General features: G+C 68.9%; 18 protein-coding genes. 11 read left to right on the top strand and 7 right to left on the bottom strand.

Translation table 11 applies throughout. From position 1 onward, the window contains the following. Positions 1-29 precede the first annotated feature (29 nt). Together RJT68_RS16725 and RJT68_RS16720 are read left to right on the top strand one after the other, a co-directional pair. Positions 30-1676, top strand: a complete 1647-nt coding sequence (locus tag RJT68_RS16725; RefSeq protein WP_407037666.1) for a DUF255 domain-containing protein — start codon at positions 30-32, stop codon at positions 1674-1676. A 216-nt stretch (positions 1677-1892) separates the two neighbouring features. After that, positions 1893-2696 (top strand): TrmB family transcriptional regulator, encoded by an 804-nt coding sequence (locus tag RJT68_RS16720; RefSeq protein WP_407037665.1) that lies wholly within the window; start codon positions 1893-1895, stop codon positions 2694-2696. Positions 2697-2833: 137 nt separating this feature from the next. Here RJT68_RS16720 and mptA read toward each other — a convergent pair whose 3' ends face one another. Then, positions 2834-3772, bottom strand: coding sequence for a GTP cyclohydrolase MptA (gene mptA, locus RJT68_RS16715; RefSeq protein WP_407037664.1), 939 nt, complete (start codon positions 3770-3772; stop codon positions 2834-2836). Between the two features lie 625 nt (positions 3773-4397). Here mptA and RJT68_RS16710 point away from each other — a divergent pair. From RJT68_RS16710 to RJT68_RS16700, 3 genes are all read left to right on the top strand, one after another. After that, positions 4398-5378 (top strand): nucleotidyltransferase domain-containing protein, encoded by a 981-nt coding sequence (locus RJT68_RS16710; protein ID WP_407037663.1) that lies wholly within the window; start codon positions 4398-4400, stop codon positions 5376-5378. A gap of 271 nt (positions 5379-5649) precedes the next feature. Further along, a complete protein-coding gene (locus RJT68_RS16705; protein ID WP_407037662.1) occupies positions 5650-6399 on the top strand; it encodes a DNA-directed RNA polymerase subunit epsilon in 750 nt (249 codons plus the stop codon). Positions 6400-6492: 93 nt separating this feature from the next. Then, positions 6493-7140: a DsbA family oxidoreductase gene (locus RJT68_RS16700; protein WP_407037661.1), complete on the top strand. Its 648-nt coding sequence runs from the start codon at positions 6493-6495 to the stop codon at positions 7138-7140. A 318-nt stretch (positions 7141-7458) separates the two neighbouring features. On the opposite strand, the gene RJT68_RS16695 is transcribed toward RJT68_RS16700, so the two are convergent. Next, a complete protein-coding gene (locus tag RJT68_RS16695; protein ID WP_407037660.1) occupies positions 7459-8301 on the bottom strand; it encodes an NAD(+)/NADH kinase in 843 nt (280 codons plus the stop codon). A 77-nt stretch (positions 8302-8378) separates the two neighbouring features. After that, positions 8379-9407 carry a hypothetical protein gene (locus tag RJT68_RS16690; protein ID WP_407037659.1) on the bottom strand — a complete coding sequence of 343 codons (1029 nt, stop codon included), beginning with the start codon at positions 9405-9407 and terminating at the stop codon, positions 8379-8381. A 283-nt stretch (positions 9408-9690) separates the two neighbouring features. Here RJT68_RS16690 and RJT68_RS16685 point away from each other — a divergent pair, with 283 nt between their 5' ends. From RJT68_RS16685 to RJT68_RS16675, 3 genes are all read left to right on the top strand, one after another. Beyond that, complete coding sequence (locus RJT68_RS16685) at positions 9691-11172, top strand: methyl-accepting chemotaxis protein (RefSeq protein ID WP_407040398.1); 1482 nt, start codon at positions 9691-9693, stop codon at positions 11170-11172. 306 nt (positions 11173-11478) lie between these two features. Then, on the top strand, positions 11479-13119 hold the full coding sequence (locus RJT68_RS16680; protein ID WP_407037658.1) for a methyl-accepting chemotaxis protein: 1641 nt from the start codon (positions 11479-11481) through the stop codon (positions 13117-13119). 2 nt (positions 13120-13121) lie between these two features. After that, the gene (locus tag RJT68_RS16675) at positions 13122-13853 is read left to right on the top strand and encodes a rhodopsin (protein ID WP_407037657.1); all 732 of its coding nucleotides are present in this window, start codon (positions 13122-13124) and stop codon (positions 13851-13853) included. A gap of 38 nt (positions 13854-13891) precedes the next feature. Here the strand turns inward: RJT68_RS16675 and RJT68_RS16670 are convergent, their stop codons facing one another. Further along, positions 13892-14710, bottom strand: coding sequence for a helix-turn-helix transcriptional regulator (locus RJT68_RS16670; RefSeq protein WP_407037656.1), 819 nt, complete (start codon positions 14708-14710; stop codon positions 13892-13894). A gap of 228 nt (positions 14711-14938) precedes the next feature. Here RJT68_RS16670 and RJT68_RS16665 point away from each other — a divergent pair, with 228 nt between their 5' ends. Further along, the gene (locus RJT68_RS16665; protein ID WP_407037655.1) at positions 14939-15982 is read left to right on the top strand and encodes a DMT family transporter; all 1044 of its coding nucleotides are present in this window, start codon (positions 14939-14941) and stop codon (positions 15980-15982) included. Between the two features lie 167 nt (positions 15983-16149). Continuing rightward, positions 16150-16863 carry a glycosyltransferase gene (locus RJT68_RS16660; RefSeq protein ID WP_407037654.1) on the top strand — a complete coding sequence of 238 codons (714 nt, stop codon included), beginning with the start codon at positions 16150-16152 and terminating at the stop codon, positions 16861-16863. 18 nt (positions 16864-16881) lie between these two features. Here the strand turns inward: RJT68_RS16660 and RJT68_RS16655 are convergent, their stop codons facing one another. Next, the gene (locus RJT68_RS16655) at positions 16882-17961 is read right to left on the bottom strand and encodes a Vms1/Ankzf1 family peptidyl-tRNA hydrolase (protein ID WP_407037653.1); all 1080 of its coding nucleotides are present in this window, start codon (positions 17959-17961) and stop codon (positions 16882-16884) included. A 229-nt stretch (positions 17962-18190) separates the two neighbouring features. Continuing rightward, positions 18191-19306 carry a pentapeptide repeat-containing protein gene (locus tag RJT68_RS16650; RefSeq protein WP_407037652.1) on the bottom strand — a complete coding sequence of 372 codons (1116 nt, stop codon included), beginning with the start codon at positions 19304-19306 and terminating at the stop codon, positions 18191-18193. Positions 19307-19412: 106 nt separating this feature from the next. On the opposite strand from RJT68_RS16650, the gene RJT68_RS16645 reads away from it, so the two are divergent. Continuing rightward, the gene (locus tag RJT68_RS16645; protein WP_407037651.1) at positions 19413-19751 is read left to right on the top strand and encodes a DsrE family protein; all 339 of its coding nucleotides are present in this window, start codon (positions 19413-19415) and stop codon (positions 19749-19751) included. 38 nt (positions 19752-19789) lie between these two features. Here RJT68_RS16645 and RJT68_RS16640 read toward each other — a convergent pair whose 3' ends face one another. Beyond that, positions 19790-20233 carry a DUF2391 family protein gene (locus RJT68_RS16640; protein ID WP_407037650.1) on the bottom strand — a complete coding sequence of 148 codons (444 nt, stop codon included), beginning with the start codon at positions 20231-20233 and terminating at the stop codon, positions 19790-19792. Positions 20234-20240: the final 7 nt, after the last annotated feature.

Here is a 20240-nt window from a genome sequence, read left to right as displayed (position 1 = left end):
CTTACGCCCGAGACGACCGAGGGTCGGGTATGAACGACGCGACCCGCGTCGAGTGGCGCGAGTGGGGACCAGCGGCGTTCGACGAGGCCGCCGAGGCTGACGTCCCCGTCCTGCTCTCGCTCACGGCGACGTGGTGCGACCACTGCCACGAGATGGACGAGGAGACCTACGCCGAGCCGCGGATCGCGGCGAACGTCAACGACCGGTTCGTGCCCGTCCGCGTCGACGTCGACCGCCGCCCGCGCGTCCGCGAGCGGTACAATATGGGCGGATTCCCGTCGACGGTCTTTCTCGCCCCTGACGGCGCGCTGCTGACCGGCGCCGGCTACCTCGGCCCCGACGGTATGCGCCAGGTGCTCGACAGCGTGACGACGATGTGGCAGACGAAGGGGGTCGACGCAGGGCGCATCCCCCGGCCGCTTCGGAACGACGAGCCGCCCGCCGGCGACCTCTCGAGCGACGTCGAGGCCCAGCTGCTCGGTCAGCTCGCGGAGCACTACGACGAGACCGCCGGCGGGTGGGGGGACGGCCCGAAGTTTCCGATGCCCGACGCCCTCGAGTTCGCGCTCAAGCGCGACCGCGAGATGGCGCTGCGGTCGTTCGACGCGGTCGGGGCCAACCTGCTGGACGAGTACGAGGGCGGGTTCTACCGGTTCGCGACCGAGCGAGACTGGTCCGGCATCCACCACGAGAAACTGCTCGACTCGAACGCGGCGCTCGTTCGGGCCTTTTCGAACGCCTACCTCTACACGGGCCGGGACGAGTACCGGGAACCGGCCGAACGGACGGTCGAGTACCTGACCACGACGCTCTGGAACGGCGACGCGGGCGCGTTCGCCAGCAGCCAGGCGCCGGGCGACGCCGAGTCGTACACCCTCGAGCCGAGCGACAGGGAGGCGGCCGGGGAGCCGCCGGTCGACGAACGCGTCTTCTCGGGGCCGAACGCCCTCGCGGTCGAGGGGCTGGCCACCTTCTACGCCTACACGGACGACGACCGGGCGCGCCGGTACGCCGAACGTGCGCTCTCGCACCTGCGCGAATCCCTCGTCGACGACGGCGTCGTCTCCCATGTCCGGGAGGAAGGGGCGACGGACGAGGGCGCATCGTGCCTTCTCGCGAACCAGGCGCGCGTTCTCTCGGCGCTCACCGCCGCACGGAGCGGCTTCGGTGCCGACGTCCTCGAGGACGCCGAGGCGGTCGCCGACGCGACGATCGACCGTCTGCGCGACGGAGACTCGTTCCTCGACGCGCCGACGGAGGGCCCCGGACTCCTCGAGCGCTCTTTGCGACCGATCGGTTCGAACGTCGAGTTGGCCGACGCGCTGCTCGATCTGGCGGTCCTCACGGGCGACGACCGCTACCGAACGGTCGCGCGCGAGACCCTCGAGGACTTCGCCGGCGCGAGCGATCGGTTCGGCGTCCAGATCGCCAAGTACGGCTCGGTGGCCGCGCGACTGCTCGACGATCCCCTCGTCGTTCGCGTCGCGACGCCCGCGGGCTCGGACCTGCACCGGGCGGCGCTGCGCGTGGCCGACCACGAGAAGGTGGTCGTCCCGGGCGCATCGGGCGACGACCTCGAGGAGGGAACGGCGCGCGTCGAGCGCGGCGCGGTCGTCTCGGGGCCGGCCGAAACGCCCGAGGCGTTGAGCGAACGAGTTCGGACCGTGCTCGAGTGAGTCCGGATTCGGTCAGCCCCGTTTCAAATTGGTACCCCGATTCGAGCGGATAAATCGGGAATAGGTTCATTTCCTTCTCCGTTGACTTCCCTCGATCGGCGCCACTCGATTCGGACGATGCCGGCGTCAGTTCCGTCCCGTCGACGATTCGAATTCGAGTCACGAGCTTGTCAAACTATCGTAGCGTTTATGACCTCTCATCCGGTGACTAGGGGTATGGCCAGTCTCAGGGACCTCGGGCTCTCCGAGTACGAAGCTCGAGCGTATCGAGCGCTGCTCAACACGGGACCCACAACCGCCAAGGAGTTGTCGCGGGCGAGCGACGTGCCGATGGGCCGGATCTACGACGTACTCAACAGCATCGAACAGTACAACCTCGTCCGGAGCCAGACGGCGAGCCGGCCGAAGAAGTACGTCGCGGTCGAGCCGTCGACGGCGCTCGACCGGCTGCTCACCGACAAGAAGCGCGAACTGGAGGAGAAGGCCGATCAGTACGAGTCGATCGTCGACACCCTCGCCGACGAACTCGAGGCGGCCGAACCCGTCGAGGAGCAGTTCTGGACGGCCGCGGTCGGAACCGACGAGACGGTCGACCTCCTGCTCGAGCGACTGACGGCGGCCGACCAGGACATCGTCATGGTGTCTGCCGACCCCGACCCGCAGATGGACATGCAGGCGGTCAGCGAGATGGTCCTCGCCCACCTCGAGGACGCCCTCGACCGCGGCGTCTCGGTCGACCTGCTGATGACCCGCGAGGCCGTCGCCTCCCAGTCGGAGACCGTCGGCGAGCGCTATCGGGCGACCCTCCAGTCCCGGGACGACTTCGAGGTCCGGATCAGCGAGGACGTGACCCACTCGTTCGACATCATCGACGGGGTCGAGGTCTGCATCCAGGTGCCGAACCCCCTCTCTTCCGGCGAGGCGTTCGGGATGATCGACCTCAAGGACCCGGAGTTCGCGACCCAGGTTCACGAGGAGTTCCTCCCGCGCTGGGAGGAGGCCGAACCGCTCGAGTTCTGAGCGCAGACAGCTGTTTCCGGTTCTCCACTCCCCTGCGACGACCGACACGCTCGAGCGACGGGAACCGCGCTGACGTCGGGATCCGAACGGCTGGAAAACGGTGGGTTAGTGCGTCGTCCGGTCGGCTGCGGTCTGTGTCAGCGCCCGGCGTCGCCGTCGACTTCCTCGCGCAGCGTCCCCATCTCGACGACGCGCTCGGCGTGGGCGTTGTGCTGGTGGATCGACTCGTCGTTCGACTGGATCATCGTGACGACGGCGTCGTCCGGCAGGTGGTCGAACTCCGAGACCACGCCCTCGGCCATCGCGCGCACGCAGTCCTCGACGAACTTCGCGTCCGCGTGGGCGTGGTAGGTCATGTGGTCCTCGTCCGGGCGCTTCGCGAGGTTGTAGATCCGGGCGCTCATCGAGTCCCGGGCGATCTCGACGATGTCGTTCAGGTCCACGTCCGGGTCGCCCTCGGACTCGACGGTGATCGTCGCGTGGCCCCGCTGGGAGTGGCCCGGCTGGGGGACCTCGTCGAGGAAGGCGTTGATCGTCTCCTCGTCGACGTCCAGGTCCTCGAGCGCTTGCTTCGCGCGGGCGACGGACATCCCCTGCGAGCAGGGACAGACCGTCATCCCGACGACGTGGGCGCCGATCTCCTCCCGCGTTCCCTCCTCGGTCGCCGTCGCCGAGGCGATGATGTCGACGGTGTGCTGGGTCTCCCGGTCGCTCTCGGGGGTTCGTTCCCGGCGCATGAACTCCGCTTCCATCTTGACCTCCGCGCGCGTCGTGTAGTCGTGTTTCTCGAGCAGGCGCTCGGCGGCCTCGCCGCAGACCTCCTCGACGCGGTAGGCCTCCTCGCGGGTCGCGTCCTCGAGGATCTCGTCGATGACCTCCATGTTGCGGCTCATGTCCGCGCCCTTGCGCCAGGCGGGGAGGTCGACGAAGACCTCGAACTCGGCGGTGAGGACGATCGGCCGCTTGCCCTCGCGGGCGATCTTGACGAGCTTTTCGACGCCGGTGACGCCGACCTGGCTCAGGCCGACGGTGACGTCGGGGGCGGTCGCCTGCACGTCCGGAAGCTGTTGACTCATTGCCGGTACTCGGGACAGCGCGCGATTAGGCCTTTCGAAAGGGGTGGATTTCCCGTCCGCTTCGATCCGGACTCGAACCGAATCTCGTCTCTTCCTTAAGTGCCTCTGGTCACGAGGTAAAGCTACGACGGGAGAGGCCCGGTTCTCGAGCGCGCGTTTCGATCGCGAGCGGTGCCTACTGGAGTCGCGAGCGGCGACTTCGTGCCCGCTCTCGAGACCGATTCCGAAATCGTCTGCTCCGCGGTCCCTCGTGAGACCGATTCTGAGATACCCTCTCTGCGGTCCCTCGTGACTCCACACCGGTGGATCGGTGCCGACCGGCCTTTAAGTGCTTCTGGTTACAAGGTGGAGCTATGACGGGAGAGCGGACTTCTTCGGACGCGCATCGCACGCTCGAGCGTCGCGTCTCTCGTTCGTCGCGCCGAGCGGACGACCGTCGTTCGTCTCGGCTGACTCGGTCGTTCCCGGTCGGCACCCGACCGCCATTTAAGTACTTCTGGTCACAAGATAAAGCTACGAAGGGCTTTTCGACGCCGGTCCTCTCGGCGTTCGAACCGATATCGACGATCGACGGCACTCTCGCTCGATGGCCGTCTTCCGCCTCCTCCCTCCGCTCTGGTCTCCCATGACGCCCAGTTTCGACTCCGTGCCAGACTCGATTTTCGGCGTCGTCGAGGAACACCTCGAGACCGTCGAGCGGCGCCACGCCGTCGCGGTCTCCTTCGCCGTCGCCCGCGGAAGTCACGCGTGGGGCGGAGCGAGTCCGGATAGCGACTACGACGTCGGCTTCGTCTTCGTGCACGACGATCTCCGGGAGTACGCCCACCTCGACGGGATCGAGGACGCGATCCACTGGGAACCGGACGGGAATCGCGAGAGCGAGGACGGAGACGAGTTCGAGTACCAGGGCTGGGACGTCTCGACGTTCGCCCGCCTCCTCGCCGACTCCAACGACGGCGCCATCGACCTCCTCCGGAGCCCGATTCGCTACCGGACGCCCTCGGGGTCCGGTTCCGTCCTCGAGGACCTCCGCGCGTACGTCGAGGCGACGTACGACCCCGTGTCACTCTATCACGCCTGGCGCGGCATCGCGACGAACAACTACCGGAAGTACCTCTCCGAACACCTCGTCGATGGTCGAAACGAGACGTACCCGATCCTCGAGCGGCGGGCCGACTCGTTCGTGGTCGAGCGACCTGGCGGCGACGGAACGATGACGATGCCGGTTGACGACGAGCGGTTCACCGAGACGCAGACGAAGCCGACGGTGAAGCGGAACCTCCTGATCTGTCGGTCGGCGATGTACGCCCGGTATCTGACGGCGACCGGGGAGCGCGGCGAGCACGAACTCCCGCACCTGCACTTCGAGTCGTTCCTCGAGGAGCAGGCGGGGGCGGTCTTCGCCGCCGAGCGGATCGACCTCGCTCGGGACCTCCTCGTGCGAAAGCGCGCCGGCGAGGGCGACGAGCGCGTCGGCGACCTCGTCGGTCGCGAGTTCGCCCACCCGCCTCGAGAAATCGATCCTCGCGTTCACGCTCGAGGCGGGCCCGACGTGGAGCGGTTGAACGGGTTCGTCGACGAACTGATCGACGCGGCCCTCGTTTAAGTGTCTCTGGTCACAAGGTGAAGCTATGACGGGAGACGGCCGTTCTCGAGCGAATTTCCGCCCGAGTATTGACGCCGTTCCGTGCGTCACGCCCCCTGCCCTCGTTTAAGTACTTCTGGTCACAAGCTGAAGCTACGAAGGGCTTTTCGCGGACCGACTCGCCGCGAGCGGCAACTCTGACTCGAGAGCCGTCCGCTCGACTGTCAGTCCGCCTGAGTGACCGTCGGACTGGAGCGAGCCTTTTTCCGTCTGCCTGTCCGAGCGGGAAGTAATGAGAGACGACGGTGCTGAACTCGAACCGGGCGGCGACGGTCCGCACCTCGAGGACGACGAGGAACGCCGCCTCGAGAGCCGACCCGGCTCCGGCTCGCTCTCGCGGGCGGACGTCCAGCGCGACTCGACCGTCAGGCGGTGGGGCGTCGTCACGCCGAGCGCGACCGTCATCGGCCGCGCGGAGTCCCCCGACGCGGACCTCTCCGAGAGCGTTCGGCGCCTCCACGACGAGCAGCACGCGGCCACGCCCGGCTACAGCGCTCGCGCCCACCACCTCGACCGCCTGCGAACGACGCAGGCGCTGTGTAACGCCCTCGAGGTGACCCCGTGGCAGCGCGACCTCGCCCTGGGCGTGATGGACGAGATCGACCTGACGGCGTTCGGGAGCCAGCGGGCCATCCCGAAGGTCGCGCTGGTCGTGATCCGGCACGTCGTCGACGTCGACCGCCGGTCGTACTTCGGGCTGGACGACCTCGACGTGAGCGACCTCTCCCCCGAGCGGATGGAGGAGCTGTTCGCCCGGTACCGGGCCCACGACGTCACCGACGAGGAGACGTTCAAGCGGCTCGCGGCCGACCACGGACTCGACACGACCAGCCTCAACCGCCTCCGGCGGGTCCTCACGGAGCAACTCGACGACGACCTGCCCGCCTACGGCCGAAACCCGTACCGCGATCCGAACCTCCCGGCGACGACCCGCACCGACGCCGACCTCGAGTCGCCGGCCGGGGAGCAGGTCGGGGACTGAGCTTCCGTTCTTCCTTCTCTTCGTGCGTGGTTCCCCGGTCGTATCGGTTTCCGGTGCCAGTCGTCTTTTCACTCGCGACGCCCTACCGCGGGTATGTCCGAGACCGAACCCGACGCGGACGTCGAAGCCGACGCCGTCGAGTTCTACGCCGACTACGTCTGCCCGTTCTGTTACCTCGGCCGGCGGTCGCTCGAGCGCTACCGCGAGTCGCGCGAGGACCCGCTCGAGATCGAGTGGCGCCCCTTCGACCTCCGTCGAGGCAAGCGCCGGCCGGACGGTTCGATCGATCACGAGGCCGACGACGGCAAGGACGAGGAGTACTACGAGGCGGCGCGGCAGAACGTTCGGCGCCTCCAGGAGGAGTACGGCGTCGAGATGAGCCAGGAACTCGCGATCGAGGTCGACTCGCTCCCGGCCCAGCGGGCGTCGTGGTACGTCGCCCGCGAGCACCCGGAGCGGTGGCTCGACTTCGACGAGGCGATCTTCGACGCGCTCTGGCGGGACGACCGCGACATCGGCGATCCCGACGTGCTCGCGGACCTGGCCGAAGACGTCGGTCTGCCCCCCGCGGAGATCCGCGACGCCCTCGAGGACGAGGCGGTCCGCGCGGAACTCGAGGAGCGGTTCGCCGACGCGCAACGGAAGGGCGTCACGGGCGTCCCGACGTTCGTGTACGAGGGCTACGCCGCCCGCGGGGCGGTCCCGCCGGAGCACCTCGAGCGCCTCGTCGAGGGGAGCTGAGGCTCGCGCCGAAACGGGTGTGGTTCGCCTCTCCTCGAGCGGAGCGACTCGAATGCGAGCGATATCGCCGGTCGGTGGTCGAACGGCGTCCCTCGAAGCGCGAAGCTCCGGGCTCGGTGATCGAGAGACGTCGGAAGGGGGAAGGGGGGTACCACGGCAGGGTGTATGGCGCAGAATCGGTGCGGGTGCGTCCTGCCGCTACACGTTCGTAGGGTGGTGTGCCTATTACCGTTGTCCCCAACACACGTAGGTACCGGTCTCGACCGGCGAGCGGCCGATCGACGCCGGTTCAGAATCTCGGGCGTTCCGCCCGTCGGTTCACTCGAGTTTCTCGAGCGCGTCGAAGAAGTTCCCCCTCGGACCCGCCAGCGTGATCGGGGCGTCGGCGAGGCGCACGGTGACCTCCGCGGGAGGGTCGAGCCGACGGCGGTTTCGCCCGTCGCTGATCGCGTAGGCGGTGTCGGGGCCCGACACCGAGAGGGTGACCTCCCTGTCGGCGTCGATCACCAGCGGCGGCATGGCGTCGGTCGCGGCCATCTGGGTCACCACCAGGACGTCCGTCCCCGGGTGTACGAGGGGACCGCCCTCGCTCAGGTTGTACGCGGTCGACCCCGTCGGCGTCGCGACGAGGACGCCGTCCGCGTGGCCGCCGGCGTAGCGTTGCCCGTCGACGAGCACCTCGATCTCCGCGCCCCCGCCGCGACCGCGGCGCGGTCCGTGGACGACGACCTCGTTGAGGGAGGGCTCGAGTTCCCACCCGTCGCCGGCGGCGACGAGCCGGTTCAGTTCGCGGCCGTCGACCCCGCCCGTTTCTCGGACCTCCTCGAGCACCGCGGTCACGACGTCGACGGCGTCCGACGGGGAGACGGCGTTGAGGAAGCCGACCTCGCCGAGGTTGACCCCGAGGATCGGCGCGTCGCCGGCCTCGCGGGCGACGAACAGGAGGGTCCCGTCGCCGCCGATGCTCACGACGAACGCGCAGCGGTTCATCGTCGCGACGGGAACGGCGGGGGCGTCGAGTTCGCCGCCCGTGGACGTCCCCGTCTCCTCGTCGACGAGGACGTCGACGTCCTCGGCGTCGATCGTCTCGACGAGCCGTCGGACCAGCCGGTGGGCTCGCTCGTTTCTCCGCTGGGCGACGATGCCGACCTCGAGGTCCATCGTGGGTCGATTGCGCTCCGGCCGTGAAAAAGGTGTTCGGTCCCCGGCTCGCGGTTCTCGGCTTCCTCGAGGCGACGTCAGCGACCGCCGTCGTCGGTCCGTTCCTCCGCATTCGTCTCCGCGTCGTCGTCCGCGTCTCGGCTCCGGGTCTCCTCGGCCTGCGTTTCCAGCGCTTCGTCTGCGTCCACGTCGGAGTCGTCCACGGAGGGCTCGCCGCCCGTGGCGGACTCGTCCTCGCGTTCGGACTCGGCTACGTCCTCGTCTTCCCCCTCGAGTTCCGTCCGGGTCGCGTCTTCGGTGGTCGGTCCGGGCGGCGTTTCGCGGTCGGTTCCCATCTCGGCGTCGGGTTCCGCCGCCGGTTCGCGGTCGGTCTCCGACGTCGCCTCCTCGGCGTCGGCGATCGCGGCGCGATCGACTTCGGCGTCGGTGCGCCGCTCGCGGCCCGCCGGTTCGATCTCCACGTCCGTCCGGCGGCCGTCATCCGGCTCGACCGCGGCGTCGGTTCGCTCCCCGACGTCCTCCCGGGGTCTGAGTTCGGCCTCCGGATCGTCGTCGGTCAGTTCCGTCGGATCGACCTCGAGGCCGCGAGCCTCGCGCTCGACGGATTCCATCTCTTCCGTCCGCTCTGCTTCGCCCTCCGGTACGCCCTCGCGCTCGTTCACCGGCCGATCGTCCGCGTCACTCGTCAGCCCGGGATCGAGGTCGCTCTCGCGCTCACGTTCGGGGCGTTCGTCCCGAACCGTCCGCTCGTCGATCCGCCTCCCCTCGTCGCCGGCGATCCGGTCGTCGTCGCTCCGCTCGGGGTCGCGCTCCGCCTCCGACTCCGGGGTCGCCCCCGGTTCCTCCCGTCGTTCGCTTCGATCGGTGAACTCGCTCTCGAGGGTGATTCGCTCCGCACCGATCTCGCGAACCGAGTCCGCCGACAGCGTGAACTGCTCGTCGGCGTCGGCCTCCCAGCCGAGCGTCGCCTTGATCGAGTCGACGAGGCCGGGTTCGGCTTCGACGCGCGCGGTGTCCCCTTCGACCTCGGTGACGGTTCCGACGTCCGTCCCATCGGCGTTCTCGACGGTCTTGCCGACGTCGTCCTCGGTGAACGTTGGGTTCATACACGGGGCTTGTCCCCATCCGGGCATCCCCCTGGTGCCTGCACCAGCGTGCGCGATCACCGACCCCGTTCGGCCCGATCTAGCCATCAGAGTTTTGATACGGGAGTCGCGTGTGGGCTACATGGATGGGGCAGACGGTAACACATCGCCGGCAACCGAGGATCGAACGAATCGCGAGGAATCGGTCGGTAGTTCGCGCCTCGAGTACGAGGAGACGTCGAGGCGGGACGCGAGGGGAGACGAACCGCCGTCGCGGGCGGACGACGACGGCCCCTCGTCAAACATGTCGGATGAATCAGAGGAGGTCCGCGGCGACGCCGTCCTCGAGGCGGCCGGGATCCGACACCTGTTCGACGGGACCGGAATTCCGACGTTCGTGCTCGACGCCGACGGCGTCATCGTCGAGTGGAACGCGGCGCTCGCCGACTTGACGGGCGTGAGCAGGGAGGAGGCGATCGGCCACGACCACGCGTCCGAGCACTTCTACCCGGACGGGCGGCGCGCCGACACGCTCGCGGACAAGGTCCTCGCCAACCCCGACGGGGCGCACCGCGAGCACGATCTCGAAGTGCGCGACCCCGAGCGTCAGCGGTACGGCGACACCAGCACGATGGTCGACCGCAACGGCGTCGAGAAACACATCGACTTCTCGGCGACGCCGGTGTACGCGGACGGCGACTCCGAGAGCGGCGAACCGATCGGCGTCATCGAGGTCGTCGTCGATCAGACGGAGATCGTCGAGGAGCGCGACGCGACGGTGGAACTGGTCCGCGAGATCTCCGAGACCGCCCGGCAGATCAGCGACGGCGACCTCACCGCTCGGGCGGATCGCCGGGCGGCGTTCGACGGCCTCGACGCCGACCTCCTCACGGTCATCGACGCGGTCAACGAGATGGCGACGAGCCTCGAGACGCTGACGGGCCGGGTCTCGGAGGGCGCCCGCGACATGGAGTCGGCGGTCGACGAGGCGAGCGCCGCCGCCGAGGAGATCGCCTCGAACGTCTCCGAGCAGCACGAACTGCTCGAGGACTCGGTCGTCGAGATGCAGACGTTCGCCGCCGGGATCGAGGAGGTGGCGGCGAAGACGGACGAGGTCGACTCGGCCGCCGTCGCCGCGAGCGAGGCCGCCGACGAGGGCCTCGAGGCGAGCGAGGGCGCCCGGAGCGCGACCGAGGAGGTCGTCGAGATCGGCACGGAACTCGTCGAACGGGTCGACGACCTCGCCGAGAAGATGGACGAGATCGAGGACGTCATCGAGGTCATCTCCGACGTCGCCGACGAGACGAACCTGCTCGCGCTCAACGCGAACATCGAGGCGGCCAAGGCCGGCGAGAGCGGCGACGGGTTCGCCGTCGTCGCGAACCACGTGAAAGACCTCGCGGACGAGACCCGCGACCACACCGAACGCATCACCGAGCGCCTCTCGTCGCTGCAGGCGCAGTTCGCGGAGACCGACGAGGCGGTCACGCGCTCGCGCGAGGAGATCGGCCACGCCGAGGAGCGCATCGACGGCGTCCTCGAGTCGCTCGGCGACATCGCCGACGCGGTCGACGAGGCCGCCTACGGCGTCTCGGAGGTGGCCGAGGTTACCGACCAGCAGGCCTCGACCGTCGAGGAGCTGACGTCGACCCTCGAGACCGTCCAGGACCGTTCCGACCGGTCGGAGGCGGCGACCGAGCGCATCCTCGAGGTGACCGAACGCCAGGAGAACCGTATCGACCGCCTCCTCGAGAGCGTCCGCGAACTCGAGACCGAGCGGGCCTGATCGGACGACCTCGGCGGCCGACGAGGTGCGCTCGACCGCATCGATCGTCCGGGCGATCCCCGACGGGGCGTCGCCCGCGTATTTCCCTTGCGACCTCGCTTATTTCGTATGGGTGATCGAATTTATTTGGGACATCGAACAAAATATACACGGTCAGATTTCGCGTTGTAGATGGTGTCTCATCGCCGAGCGCTAGCGTGAGTCTCAATCGGCAACAACGATTATTTACTGGTCTGCTAGATGTTCGGTTATGAACTGTGAGGTCCGTCGACCGACGGAACCCGCCACGGTTCGGATGGGATTCGGATGGAAATAGAATCACTCGTCCCACAACGGATACGCCGTCGGTACAGTCTCAAAATAACGACCGCGCTGGGCGGGGTCGTGGTGGTCACGCTCGCGTTCGGATTGCTGTTCGGCGCTCACGTGCGCGCGGGACCGCCGGAGGAGGTCGGCGCTCGCGCGATCGCTTCCCTCACCGGGCTCCTCGTGGTGTTCTTCGTCAACCTCGGGCTGGTCGGCATCGTCCTCGGCGGGAACGCCGCGCTGTCCCTTCGCCAGCTCGGACGGAAGACGGAGCGGATCGGCGAGGGAACGTTCGACGTCGACCTCGAGACCGAACGCGTCGACGAGATCGGCACGCTGTACGATTCGATCGCGGAGATGCGCGACTCGCTCGAGTCTTCGCTCGCGGAGGTGCAGGAAGAGCGAGAGCGCGCTCAGGAAGCTCAGCGCGAAGCCGAAGCGCGGGCCGACGAACTCGAAGAACAGCGCGAACGCATCGAAGAGACCCAGCGGGAGGTCGAAGAACAGAACGAGCGGCTGATCGCGGAGGCCGAGCGGTTCTCGGCCGTGATGGACGCCTGCGCGGACGGCGACCTCGATCGGCGGCTCGAACCGCAGGTCGACGACGAGGCGATCGTCTCGATCGCGGAGTCGTTCAACGCCATGCTGGACGAACTCGGGGGCATCGTGGCGGAGGTGCAGACCTCGGCGAAGACGGTCGAGGACGTGTCGGCTGACCTTCAGGGCTCGAGCCGGCAGATCCGGACGGCGAGTCAGGAGGTCGCAGATTCCGTCCAGGAGATCGCCGACGGCGCGGCGAACCAGACCGACGACCTCGAGGTCGCGACGAGCGAGATCAGCGAACTGTCGGCGGCGACCGAGGAGGTCGCGGCGACGGTCTCCGAGATCGCCTCCCAGTCCGAGACGGTCTCGACGCTGGCCGACGAGGGTCAGACGGTCGCCGTCGAGGCGACCGAGAACATCGATTCGCTGGTCGAGAACACCGAGACCGTCGTCGAGACGGTCGACGCCCTCGAGCGCGAGACCGCCCAGATCGGCGAGATCATCTCCCTGATCGACGACATCGCCGATCAGACCAACCTGCTCGCGCTCAACGCCTCCATCGAGGCGGCGACCTCGGGCAGCGCCGGCGACGGGTTCGCCGTCGTCGCGAACGAGATCAAGGTGCTCGCCGAGGAGACGATGGACGCCGTCGAGGACATCGAGGGAACCCTCGAGACGATCCACAGTCGCACCGAGACGACGGCGGACGAAATCTCGGCCGTCGAGTCGAACATCGAGACGACCGCGACGCTCGTCGACGACCTCGAGTCCCAGCAGGAGACGATCTCCGAGGGAATCGATCGGGTCGACGAGAGCATCCAGGAGATCGCGGAGACGGCCGACGATCAGGCCACCTCCGCCCAGGAACTGGCGACGATCGTCGAGGACGTCGCCGACGTCTCGGCCGAGACGAGCGGGAAGGCCCAGCAGGTCGCCGCGGCCTCCGAGGAGACGACCGCGACGACCGACGACGTGTCGGAGACGGCGGCCGACCTCGGTGCGGACGCTCGCGACCTGCGCGCGCTCGTCGACGCGTTCACGGTCGAGCGTCGATCGACGGCGACGACTGTCGGCGTCGCGGGCGCGGGGGGTGACTGACCGTGATTAGCGTAGGTCAGTTGACGTTGCTGTCGGGAGGCGCGCTCGTCCTGACGGCCGCGCTGTTCCTCTGGCGGACGTTCGCCCTTCCCGCGGCCTGCCGGCGATACGGATTCGCCATGGTCGTCGCCTGCGGCGGAATGAGCGTGACCTACTTCGTCACGCTCCTGTTCCCCTCGCTCGAGACCACGATCTCGGATTTGATTCGCTTCCTCAGCTACACGGTTATCTGGGCCGCCATGATCCCCATACTCGGTGCGGTCGCCGGCGCCGGGCGTCGGCTGACCGCTCTCCTGTTGGGTATCGTCATGTTCCGCGTCTGGGTGACATACGCCGCCGGGTTCGTCGACGGAGCGCTCGGGACGATCCTGACGCTCTCCCCGTTCGTGGCGCTGTTCGCCGGGATCTACCTGCTGTACGTGTCGTTCGAACGCACGAGCGCGTCGACGAGCGGCGAACGGCGGTTGCTGTTCAGCAAACTCCGAAACCTGGTCGTCCTCGCCTGGATCGCCCTCGTCATCAACGGGTTGATCTCGGCGATGGCGCTCGTCGACGACCTGGTCAGCCTCGTCACCCTCGTCTACGTCGAGGTCGTCCTCCTGGTCGGATTCGGCGCCATCCTCCTCCGGAGCGTCGACGCGCTCGAGGAGACCGCCGCCGCCTCGACGATCCTCCCGTCGCGGGACGCAGACGCGGAGTTCGATCCGGAGTCCGAGACGAACCTCGCGGACTGAGGCGGTCCGGGTCCGCGTTTTCCACTCCCCTTCTCCGATCAGGAGTCGCCCTCGCCACCGGACTCGAGGGCGTCGATCGCGAGCGGCGTCGCGTCGCGCCAGTACCGATCGAAGACCTCCCGCGCCCACGAGCGGACGCCCTCGTCGTCGGACTCGAGGGCGGCCTGCAACACGCCGTCGTCGTCCCGGAGCAGCAACTGGACGACGTCCTCGGTGATCGTCACCGCGAACGGAACCGCGTCGTCGCAGACCCTGATCTCGGCGGCGTCGGACTCGAGGACCGCTACGAGTCGGTCCCGGAGGTCGTCGTCTTCGGCGAGCGCGTCGATGGCCTCCCGCGAGAAGGCCGCCTCGAACGACTGGGCGCCGTCGCCCTCGACCGTCCGACGGCGGACCGCCTCGAGGCTCCGCTCGTTGAACGTGTGCGAGACGATCCGGACGCGCCCGGCGCGTCCGATCAGGCCGGTCGACCGGCGCAGGGGCGCGCTGGGGCGCGTTCGCGTGGGCACGGTGATGGTCGCGTCCCGCAGCGCCAGCAGGTCGAACGTCAGCGCGTCCGCCGGCAGCCACTCGACGACGTCCCGCAGTTTCAGTTCCGTCTCCACGATCGCCCGCAGGTCCGTGATCCCGTCGGCGATCAGTCGCCCCGTCGCCGTGAGCGCGTAGCCGTCGGCCGTCCGCTCGGTCCAGTTTCGCTCCCCGAAGTCCCGGAGGATTCGACCGAGCGTCGGCTGGGAGGCTCCCGTCTCCGCCTCGAGGTCGACCCGCGTGTGCGTGCCACCCCGGAGCGCGTCCAGCACCGCCACCCGGTTCGCCGAGAGGGCGAGAAACTCGATTTCCTCGAGTACGGCATCCATACCCCGGATTTCGTCCCGTCGCTGATGTGTCTTTCGGACCGTGAAATTATTTCACCACGTGAACGGTGTCGACTGCCCAAACGAATACCACACGATCGAACGGTTTCTTCCCGTGAACTCTTTTCTGAATCGACTTATGTGGCGTTAGGTACTACGATATTGTAGAATGAGCGGGATAACGAAAACGAACGATCACGGAATTCGTTCGGCGATCGAGGTGGGGGCGGAGTGACGCGGGTGAACTCCCGAGCGATCGCGTTCTTCGTCCTCTCGAGCCTCCTCTTCGGCGGGACCTTCGTCGCGGCGAAGGCCGGGTTGACCTCCCTGCCGCCCCTGCTGTTCGTCGCGTTCCGGTTCGACCTCGCGGCCGTCCTCCTGCTCGCTTACGCGGCGGCGACGACGGCTCGAACGGACCTCGTCCCGCGGACGCGGGGCGACCTCGCGGGGATCTTCGCCACCGGCGTCTTCGCGATCGGGCTGGCAAACGGCCTGCTGTTCGCGGGGCAGGAGCACGTCACGAGCGCGGTCGCCGCCATCGTGTTCAGCCTCGTCCCGATCTTCTCGCCGGCGTTCGCCGGCCTCCTCCTCGACGACGAGCGCCTGTCGGCCGCGGGGGCGGTCGGCACGCTCGTCGGCCTCGTGGGCGTCGCCTTCGTGATCGGGATCGATCCCCTGCACCCGAACCTCGAGGCGTTCGTCGGCGGCGGGACGCTCGTCGTCCTCGCCGGCGCGGTCAGCCTCGCCCTCGGCAACGTCCTCGTCCGCCGGGCCGACGCGACGCTCTCGAGCACCGTCCGAACCGCCTGGGCGCTCCCGATCAGCGCGCTCATGCTCCACGCGATGAGCGCGGTCGCCGGCGAGTCGGTCGCGTCGGTCGAGTGGACGCCGACGGCGATCGTCGCGCTCGCGTACCTCGGCGTGTTCGCCGGCGCGGCCGCCTACGTCGCTTTCTTCGGCCTGCTCGACGAGGTCGGCGCGATCAGCGCGAGCCTGACGTTCTACGTCACGCCGGTCGTGGCGACCCTCGGCGGCTGGCTCCTCCTCGGGGAGTCGATCACCGCGACGACGGTCGTCGGCTTCGCGGTGATCGTCCTCGGCTTCGCGATTCTCGGCCGCGAGGCGCTCGGCTCGGCGCTCGAAGCGCTCGTCGACGGCCTCCGTTCGGTGGCGGTGTCGTCCTCGTCCGTCTCCACGGCGCGGTCCGAGCGCCCGACGGTTCGGACGAGCAGCGGAGACCGGTACGTTCGGCGGTTCGATTCGGACGCCGACTGACCGGCGTCTCGAGCGCCGACCTACCGGTTCCCCGACCGCCGACCGCCTTCGTTCCCCCGGCGTCGGTCGACGGGCGCCAGTTTTTCGCGTGTGCCGACACGCCGCCCCGTCATCGGCTCCGACGCCGAGACGCTAAGTGATCGGCCGAACTACCGCTCGAGTGACGGATGGTTGGTGGAAACGGCGACGGCGACGGCGACGGTGGCCGCCGGGGCGACGAGCGCGGCTTCGACGTCAGCGTCGTCGTCCCGGCGTGGAACGAGGCGGACTACCTCCGGGGGACCCTCTCGAGCCTCGTCGCCCTCGACACGGCCTACGAGTACGAGGTGATCGTCGTCGACGGTGGCTCGAGCGACGGCACGCCCGGGATTGCCCGGGAGTACGGCGCGACGGTCGTCGACCAGGAGGGGACCGGCATCGCCCGGGCGCGTAACCAGGGCGCCCGGCGCGCCGGCGGCGAGTGGCTCGCGTTCGTCGACGCCGACACCGAGGTCCGGGCGAACTACCTCACGGAGATGCTCGGATTCGTCGAGCGCGAACAACTGGCCGCCGCGACCTCCTACTGTCGCATCCGCGGCCCCCTGCGGGCGAAGCTGATGGAGGCGACGATCAACCACCTGTTCTCGCGCCTCGAGCGGCCGATCCTCCCGGGGTTCAACACGTTCGTCCACCGGCGGGCGTTCGAGGCCGTCGGCGGCTTCCCCGACGTGCCGAACGAGGACACGGCGTTCAGCCGAACGCTCGCGAGCCGGTATCCGACGGCCTACCGCCGAGCGGTGCTGGTCGAGAGTTCGGGCCGCCGGATCGCCGAAAAGGGGCTGACCGGGACGCTCTGGCACTACGCCCGACTGGACGTCGAGCGGATTCGGGCCGACTACTGACGCCGATCGCGAACCGAATCAGTCGATCGGAAATCGCAACAGCGCCCCCACGCCGTCGAACGCCTCGGCGAACCGCCGCCCGTCCGGGAAGTCGTCGGGGACGACGACCGTCTCGCCGCCCTGTTCGGTCGCCCGGTCCCCGACCTCCCGCATTCGGCCGCCCTCGAGCGCCGTCGAGACGAGCAGTGTGTCGACGGCGTCGTACTCGAGCGCCCGGTCGATCGCCTCATCGCCGTACGCGACGGCCTCCTCGTCGTCGCGGCGGTCGTCGAAGAAGGTCTCGAGGGCTTCGCGGGCCTCTTGCCTGTCGCGTTCCTCGATGGCCTCCTCGCCCGTCTCGACGAGTTGTCTGAGGCCCTGTTCGCTGGCGTACTCGACGGCGAACTCGCCGACGATCCGCTCCGCGAGGCGGTGGTCGAGGTCGGCCTCCTCGCGGAAGATCTCGACCGTTCCGGTCGTCCCGCCGAGCAGGACGCCGTCGACGGGGTCCTCCCCGAGGAACGACCGGGCCGCCCGCTCGGCGACCTCGTCGAAGAACTCGCGTTTCAGCCGCTCGCGGTCGCGTTCGAACCGCTCGGCGGACTGGCCGCCGGCGCTCGACTTCCCGGGGACGTCGCTGTCGAACACCTCGATCGGTTCCACGCCGTCCTCTTCGAGCCGTCCCAGCGCCGCGCCGCCGCGCTCGACGACGAGCAACCCGTACTCGGGGGTCGACGCCGCGAGGTCGGCGATCGGCTCGAGGTCGAACTCGTTGCCGTGTTCGTAGATCGGCTCCTCGACCGGCGTCTCGAGATCGTCGAAGACGGTCGTCACCAGGTCGCCGTCGACGACGCCCGCGTAGGCGACGAGCCCGTTCTCGGGGAGTTCGTCGTACTCGTTCAGCCGGCCTCGAAGCTCCCCCAAGGCCTCGACGAGCGGTTTGGGAAGGGATCTCTCGTCGAGCTGGGTCGCCTCGGCGTAGTCGGCCTCGACGGGCCGACGCGCCTCGCCGATCGTCCCCTCAGAGGGAACCGCGAGGCTGACGAGCACGTCGCGGTCCGCGGCGGCGCTCGAGAGGCGCTCGAGTCGCTCGTGACGTTCGTAGTCGCGTTCGGACATGGATGAGGTGGGATGAGGTGGGGTGGGATGGGGGCGATATCGGGGATTTTGGTGGCGAACTCCGCCTCCGACCGGGGCCCCGTCGAACCGTCGACCGGAGACCGCTGGGGCGCGCCGCGGGCGGGTTCGCGCGACGTCGCCGATTCGGCGCTCGAGCGGTTGAGCCGTCTGCCGGCGTGTTCAGGCTCGCCGGCGCCGACCGATTTCGCCCCTCGACGGCTGGGCGGAGTCAGCGGATGCTTCGCGTGAGGACGAACACGAGCACCGCCATGAGTAGCGAACCGAGAAGGGTTTCCACGCCGGCGATGATCCGCGCGAGCGACCCCACCGGCTGCATGTCCCCGTAGCCGAGCGTCGCGAAGGTGGTGACGCTGAAGTACAACCCCTTGAAGTACGTCTCGAGGAGCAGCCACGGCGGGGCGTCGGTCGGATCCTCGATCCGGTAGGTGATGGCGCTGTCGGCGCCGACCTCCTGGATGCCGCCGGTCAAGGGGTACAGCGCGGCGCAGACGAGGATCAGCGCGGCCGAGGTGGCGATTACGCGCCACGGGCTCGTCCCGTAGCGGGTGACCAGGCGCGATCCCTCGAGGGTGAGCGCCCGCCGCCAGTTCCGGAGGTGCCACGCGCCCCGCCGACGCAGTTCCATCTCCCGAAGGTAGTAGTCGTTCGCCTGATCAGGGAGCGCGTTCTCGTCGTAGAGCCGCTGGAGCTCCCGGTAGACCCACGTCGCGGAGTCGGCGTACCTCGCGACGCTCTCCGACGCCTCCCGTCCCTCGAATTCGTTCTCGTAGACCGCGCCGCCGAACTCGGTCTCGAGGTCGACGCGCACGTCGGTCAGCCCGGCCCGGTAGAGCTTCGCCCCCTCGAAGTCGGCGCCGCGGAGGTCGACGAAGGTGAACACCGAGTCGTGGAGGGTCGCCCCGGCGAAGGTGGCCCCGTGGGCGTCGACGTCCCGGAACGTCGCCCGGCGCAGGTCGGCGCCGGAGAGGTCGGCGTGGTCGAGCACCGCGCCGGTGAAGTCGGCGCCGACGAGCGAACGGCCGGCCAGGACGTCCGCTCCCGTGAGGGCCGCGTTCCGGAGGATCGCCCCGTCCAGGCGTTCCCCCGGGTCCGCTTCCCCGTCCGCGTAGGCCGTCCGCGGGACGTCGCCGTCGGCGTGCCAGCGGCAGCGCTCCGAGTCGTCCCACGTCTCTCGCCAGCAACACACCGCGCCGATGCCGTCGATTCCTTCCAGCGTCGCGACGTGACCGCACCGTCCGTCCGGGATCGACGCCGGGGCTGCCCCGGACGCTGAGTCCGGTTTCCCGGGCGCTCCACCGCCTCCGTCGAATTCCGACTCGGCCATGCGATCGGTAGCGCCGCGGTCGACTCGAGTTCGCGGGGGGCGAGCGCAAGGAGGGGTTCGCAAGCACCAATCACTCGGCCCCGGTCGCCCTCTCTCGAGGACGACGATGCAAACCGTCGTACACCTCGTATCCGGCGACGAAACGGAACAGCAAACCGCTCTCGCCATCGCGGAGAACCTGCTCGCGGACGAGTCGGGCGACATCGACGACGTCGCGATCGTCGTCCAGGCGGGCGGCATCGAGGCGGTCACCGCCGGCGGCGACGCCGCCGACGACGTGCGGCACCTCCTCGAGGACGGCGTCCCGGTCAAGGCGTGTTCGAACACCCTCGAGATGGAGGGACTCGAGGCCTCGGACCTGGTCGACGGCGTCGAGACCGTCCCCGAGGGCGCCGTGGAAGTGACGCGGCTGCAGGACGAGGGGTACGCGTACGTCCGGCCGTAGACGGTACGCCCCTCGTCCAGCGAGCGCCGACGACGAACTCACTTCGCGAACACGGTGTCGGCCGTCGCGGCGCCGACGACGCTGAACACCGACCCCACGCTCACCGCCGTGAGCGTCGTGCGCACGAGGTCGCGAGTCGACTCCGCGTCGAGGAACGTCTTGGGGGCGCCGAACAGCAGCGCCAGGATGGTCACCGAGCCGAACGTGACGAGCATCAGGGAGATGAACCGGATCGGGACGCCGGCGATCTCCTGTTCCGCCTCCGAGTCCCGCGTCGTGTCCGCCTTGTACAGCGCCGCGTAGCCGATCGCGAACACGATCACGACGGTGCCGAGCGTCTGGGCGGGGTGCATGTTTTCGGCGAGCCGCCAGACCTCCTCCGTGACGACGAACGGCCCCGCGAGGAGGAAGCCGCCGACCATCTGCTGGGCGGAGTCGGCGAGGCGGAACCGCGGGCGTCGCCGCGCCCGTCGAAGCTTCATGGCTGAA

The organism is Halovalidus salilacus, assembly GCF_031852275.1.
GTDB classification, from domain to species: domain Archaea; phylum Halobacteriota; class Halobacteria; order Halobacteriales; family Natrialbaceae; genus Halovalidus; species Halovalidus salilacus.
The sequence above is the reverse complement of the archived record's forward strand: the minus strand, read 5'-3'. Positions and strand labels throughout refer to the sequence as shown.

Excerpts from the sequence above, each read along its gene's own strand:
- RJT68_RS16725 (WP_407037666.1), top strand. The coding sequence starts at position 30 with ATGAACGACGCGACCCGCGTCGAGTGGCGCGAGTGGGGACCAGCGGCG.
- RJT68_RS16720 (WP_407037665.1), top strand. The coding sequence starts at position 1,893 with ATGGCCAGTCTCAGGGACCTCGGGCTCTCCGAGTACGAAGCTCGAGCG.
- mptA (WP_407037664.1), bottom strand. The coding sequence starts at position 3,772 with ATGAGTCAACAGCTTCCGGACGTGCAGGCGACCGCCCCCGACGTCACC.
- RJT68_RS16710 (WP_407037663.1), top strand. The coding sequence starts at position 4,398 with ATGACGCCCAGTTTCGACTCCGTGCCAGACTCGATTTTCGGCGTCGTC.
- RJT68_RS16705 (WP_407037662.1), top strand. The coding sequence starts at position 5,650 with ATGAGAGACGACGGTGCTGAACTCGAACCGGGCGGCGACGGTCCGCAC.
- RJT68_RS16700 (WP_407037661.1), top strand. The coding sequence starts at position 6,493 with ATGTCCGAGACCGAACCCGACGCGGACGTCGAAGCCGACGCCGTCGAG.
- RJT68_RS16695 (WP_407037660.1), bottom strand. The coding sequence starts at position 8,301 with ATGGACCTCGAGGTCGGCATCGTCGCCCAGCGGAGAAACGAGCGAGCC.
- RJT68_RS16690 (WP_407037659.1), bottom strand. The coding sequence starts at position 9,407 with ATGAACCCAACGTTCACCGAGGACGACGTCGGCAAGACCGTCGAGAAC.
- RJT68_RS16685 (WP_407040398.1), top strand. The coding sequence starts at position 9,691 with ATGTCGGATGAATCAGAGGAGGTCCGCGGCGACGCCGTCCTCGAGGCG.
- RJT68_RS16680 (WP_407037658.1), top strand. The coding sequence starts at position 11,479 with ATGGAAATAGAATCACTCGTCCCACAACGGATACGCCGTCGGTACAGT.
- RJT68_RS16670 (WP_407037656.1), bottom strand. The coding sequence starts at position 14,710 with ATGGATGCCGTACTCGAGGAAATCGAGTTTCTCGCCCTCTCGGCGAAC.
- RJT68_RS16660 (WP_407037654.1), top strand. The coding sequence starts at position 16,150 with ATGGTTGGTGGAAACGGCGACGGCGACGGCGACGGTGGCCGCCGGGGC.
- RJT68_RS16655 (WP_407037653.1), bottom strand. The coding sequence starts at position 17,961 with ATGTCCGAACGCGACTACGAACGTCACGAGCGACTCGAGCGCCTCTCG.
- RJT68_RS16650 (WP_407037652.1), bottom strand. The coding sequence starts at position 19,306 with ATGGCCGAGTCGGAATTCGACGGAGGCGGTGGAGCGCCCGGGAAACCG.
- RJT68_RS16645 (WP_407037651.1), top strand. The coding sequence starts at position 19,413 with ATGCAAACCGTCGTACACCTCGTATCCGGCGACGAAACGGAACAGCAA.
- RJT68_RS16640 (WP_407037650.1), bottom strand. The coding sequence starts at position 20,233 with ATGAAGCTTCGACGGGCGCGGCGACGCCCGCGGTTCCGCCTCGCCGAC.